The following is a 3,627-nucleotide window of genomic DNA, read 5'->3' as shown; positions in this document are numbered from 1 at the left end:
AAGGTCCTCATTATATACATAAGAGAACTTTGGGCTAAAATGGCTTATGATTTTACCATTATACGCAAGATCCACTCTTACAATTTTTTTCTCAGATGACCATGCCAGTCCCATGTCATCTGTCTTTGTTTCTTTTCCGTGCAGATTTTTAGAGATTTTTTCTATCCTCTCCATCTCTTTGCCTTTTGCTTCGGCAACTTTTGACTGCTTTGAAACATAGCTACTTTTAGCATACGTTCCTATGTTTAAAAACAACACGGTTGCAATAAAAAATATCACAAACATAAAAAAAATATAGATTATATAAATATAGGAAATTTATGCAAGAAAAACGGCGCTTAGCGCGAGGCGCCGTTAAATTTAACTCAAAAACCCGTGATCAAAAAGGTGCGTGATTAGGATTTTAAAACCAAGTCCGACGAGGATCGCGCCGCCAAAAATCAGCGCCTTTTGCTCCAAAAACTCTCCCGCAAATTTACCGACGTAAAATGCCGCGACGCTAAGCGCGAAGCACACTATGCCGATCACGGCGGCGCTAAAGTAGATGTCAGCAGCCGTAAAGCTCAGCGTCACGCCCACGGCTAGTGCGTCGATACTGGTGGCAAATCCGCCTGAGAGCAGCATCTTCGTATCAAGGCTCACAGCCTCGCAGGGCTCGTTTCTACAGGCTTCGCGGATCATCTTTACTCCCAAAAAGCCCAAAATCGCAAACGCGATAAAATGATCGATCTGCGCGATAAATCTAGCAAACGCAGCACCCAAAAAGTAGCCCACAAGCGGCATTGCAGCCTGAAAAAATCCAAAAACAAACGCGATAAATAAAATCTTTGATAGCGCGAGATTGCGGTATTTCGCGCCGTTTGCGATGCTAAGCGCCGCCGCGTCCATAGCAAGCGCGATAGAGAGAAGTAAAAGCTCCATTTTGCCATTTCAAAAAGGCTAATTTTAACTCAAAATTTGCCTCTTGCGGTTAATCTCGCTCAAATTTGCAGCTAAATTTGACGTCTGAAATTTGGAGCCGAACGGACGAGCGCGCCGTATAAATTTGCGCTTAAATTTGGCTCTTAAATCACGGCTCAAATTTGCGATTTAAATTTTGAAAATTTAAGCCGCCGTGCCGTAAAGATGCGGGTAAATTCGCCCGCTCGAAGCCCAAATTTACCCGTTTAAAAGCTGAAATTTAATATCATAACCGCCGAATTTTACTTTAAGGAAAAAACGATGAAGAAAAGTTTGATCTTATGCGCGGTTTTGCTCGCCGTTTCGGCTCAGGCTAATTGGCAAGAGACGCTAAATCAAGGCGCGCAGATACTAGGCGCGGCAAACTCGGGCGACTACAAAAGCGCAGTCAGCTCGGCTCTAAACGCCGCCGTTAAGGAGCTATCAAACGGGGGATTTTTAAAAAACGCAACGGCTAAAATCCCGCTGCCAAAGAGCCTAGAAACGGCGGCAAATTTGGCTAAAAAAGTGGGCGGCGAAAAGTGGGCTAACGAGATGGTAACCTCGATAAATAACGCGGCAAGCGCGGCCGTACCGGGGGCTGCGGACGTATTTTCGGGCGTGATAAAAAACATGAGCGACGCGGACGTGAAAAAGGTGCTAGAAGGCGGCAAGGACAGCTTTACGAAGTTTTTGCAACAAAACTCGAGCGAGAAACTGCAAGCCGTGTTTAAGCCGATCATCACCAAAATGATGAGCGATAATACCTTTGCCACGGCGTACAACGGGCTAAATTCGTTCGTCGCCGGTAGCGCGCTGGCAAAATCAGATGCCGCAAAACAGCTAAAAGGCATCGCAACTAGCATGGGCGCGGGCGAATACATCCCTCAAGAAAACGAGGATCTAAACGACTACATCACGCGCAAGACGCTAGATGGGCTATTTAACGTGATGAGCGAAAAGGAAAGCTCGCTAAGGGGCGGCGCCGTGGAGCAGGGCACGAAAATCCTGCAGGGCATTTTTAAGTAAAAATAAGGGAGAATAGTGAAAAATAGTTTGGAATTTCGCGCCGACGTAGGCATGATATTTGTTGCGATAGTCTTTGGTTTGGGCTATCTGCCTACCTCGCTAGCGCTTGCGACTAACGGCGTTTTTGGCGTTTTGTTTTGGAGATTTTTGCTAGCGGCGATCATTGCCGGCGCGATATTTTATAAAAAGCTAAAAGACGTAAGCGCGCCGGATATAAAATCGGGCGTGATCTTGGGTCTGTTTTTGTTCGCGGGATTCGTTAGCCAGACTTTCGCGTTTAAGTACGCCGACACCTCGTCCGTAGCCTTTATCATCGGGCTAAACGTGGCTCTGGTGCCTTTTATCGCGGCGGGGCTTTTTAGGCATAAAATTTACTCTTACGCGTATGTGGGCGTAGCGTTTGCGGTGGCGGGGCTTTATATGATAGGCGATACGAAGGTGGGCTTTGGGTTGGGCGAAATTTTGGCTCTAGTTTGCGCCTGCGCTTATTCGTTTCACATCGTGCTAACGAACCGCCTGGTGCAAAAATGCAACCTCGTAAATATGGTTTATTTTGAAATTTTGACCCTAATCGCGCTTTGTTTTGCAGCTATTTTGGTTTTTGAGGACGCTAAAATCACTCCCGTCGTGGACAGGGCGTTTATCATAGCGATGCTAGTCGTGGGCGTGCTGGGCACGGCGTTTGCGTTTTTCGCGCAGGCCTTGATGCAAAAATTTACGACGCCCGTTAAAACGGCGATATTTTTCACCCTTGAGCCCGTAACCGCCGGAGCGATGGGCTACTTCGTCGGCGCGGAGGACATCAGCGCATATAGGCTTTGCGGCGCGGCGCTTATTTTGGTCGGAGTTTTGATCAGCGAGATAGGCAGCTACCTGCGCGCTAAAAAGGAAAATTTAGCTTAAATTTCGGCGGGTTTTGCTTGTCGTTTCGCTCAAGACAAAACCTCGCCGTAAAATCAAATTTATAAAACTGCCTCTAAATTTACTCTCGCGGCGATTTTCTTTCTTAAATTTATCACCGTTTGCCAGCTAGCAAGAAGGCGGCGACTCTCAAATTTGACGCGATAAAGCCCGAATTTAGAGAAATTGCGTTAAATTTGCCCCTTAAATTTAGCTAAAGAAATCAGATGAAAAAATCAACCGAATTTAAGGCCGACCTCGCACTGTTCGTGATCGCAGTGGTCTGGGGCGTGACGTTTTTGCCGATGGCGCAGACGCTAAAGACAAACGGCGTTTTTACGCTTTTGTTTTGGCGATTTTTGATCGCGGCCGCGCTGATGTCGCTAATAAGCCTCAAATTTACACGAAAAATCGACCGCAATTCGTTAAGATTTGGCGCATTTTTAGGCACGCTTTTGTTTGCGGCCTTTACGCTTCAGACCTTTGCCCTCAAGTACGCTCCAAGCTCCACTGTCGCCTTTATTACGGGGCTAAATGCCGTTTTTACGCCATTTATCGCACTTGCGTTTTTCGGGCAAAAGGTCGTAGTCTACGCATTTATCGGCGCGTTTTTATCGGCGGCGGGGCTTTATTTTCTAACGGGCAGCGAGCTGGGTTTTGGCGCGGGCGAGGCGCTTAGCGTCGTTTGCGCGCTGGGCTTTGCTCTACATATCATTTTCACGGGCGTTTTGGTGCGCAGGTGCGAGCTATATTGGATGG

The 3,627-nt window shown here is 47.1% G+C and carries 4 protein-coding genes; 3 read left to right on the top strand and 1 reads right to left on the bottom strand.

What is annotated here, in order from left to right; all coding sequences use genetic code 11:
* Positions 1-360: 360 nt before the first annotated feature.
* On the bottom strand, positions 361-921 hold the full coding sequence (locus Q0546_RS05255) for a manganese efflux pump MntP family protein (protein ID WP_298791175.1): 561 nt from the start codon (positions 919-921) through the stop codon (positions 361-363).
* 300 nt (positions 922-1,221) lie between these two features.
* On the opposite strand from Q0546_RS05255, the gene Q0546_RS05250 reads away from it, so the two are divergent.
* From Q0546_RS05250 to Q0546_RS05240, 3 genes are all read left to right on the top strand, one after another.
* A complete protein-coding gene (locus tag Q0546_RS05250; RefSeq protein WP_298791173.1) occupies positions 1,222-1,968 on the top strand; it encodes a DUF4197 domain-containing protein in 747 nt (248 codons plus the stop codon).
* Between the two features lie 15 nt (positions 1,969-1,983).
* Positions 1,984-2,871, top strand: a complete 888-nt coding sequence (locus tag Q0546_RS05245) for a DMT family transporter (RefSeq protein WP_298791171.1) — start codon at positions 1,984-1,986, stop codon at positions 2,869-2,871.
* A gap of 224 nt (positions 2,872-3,095) precedes the next feature.
* A partial coding sequence (locus Q0546_RS05240; RefSeq protein ID WP_298791169.1) for a DMT family transporter occupies positions 3,096-3,627 on the top strand: 532 nt, incomplete at its 3' end.

Origin of the sequence: uncultured Campylobacter sp. (assembly GCF_937997465.1) — a bacterium.
In the GTDB taxonomy this organism is placed as follows: Bacteria; Campylobacterota; Campylobacteria; order Campylobacterales; family Campylobacteraceae; genus Campylobacter_A.
The sequence above is the reverse complement of the archived record's forward strand: the minus strand, read 5'-3'. Positions and strand labels throughout refer to the sequence as shown.

Excerpts from the sequence above, each read along its gene's own strand:
- Q0546_RS05250 (WP_298791173.1), top strand. The coding sequence starts at position 1,222 with ATGAAGAAAAGTTTGATCTTATGCGCGGTTTTGCTCGCCGTTTCGGCT.
- Q0546_RS05255 (WP_298791175.1), bottom strand. The coding sequence starts at position 921 with ATGGAGCTTTTACTTCTCTCTATCGCGCTTGCTATGGACGCGGCGGCG.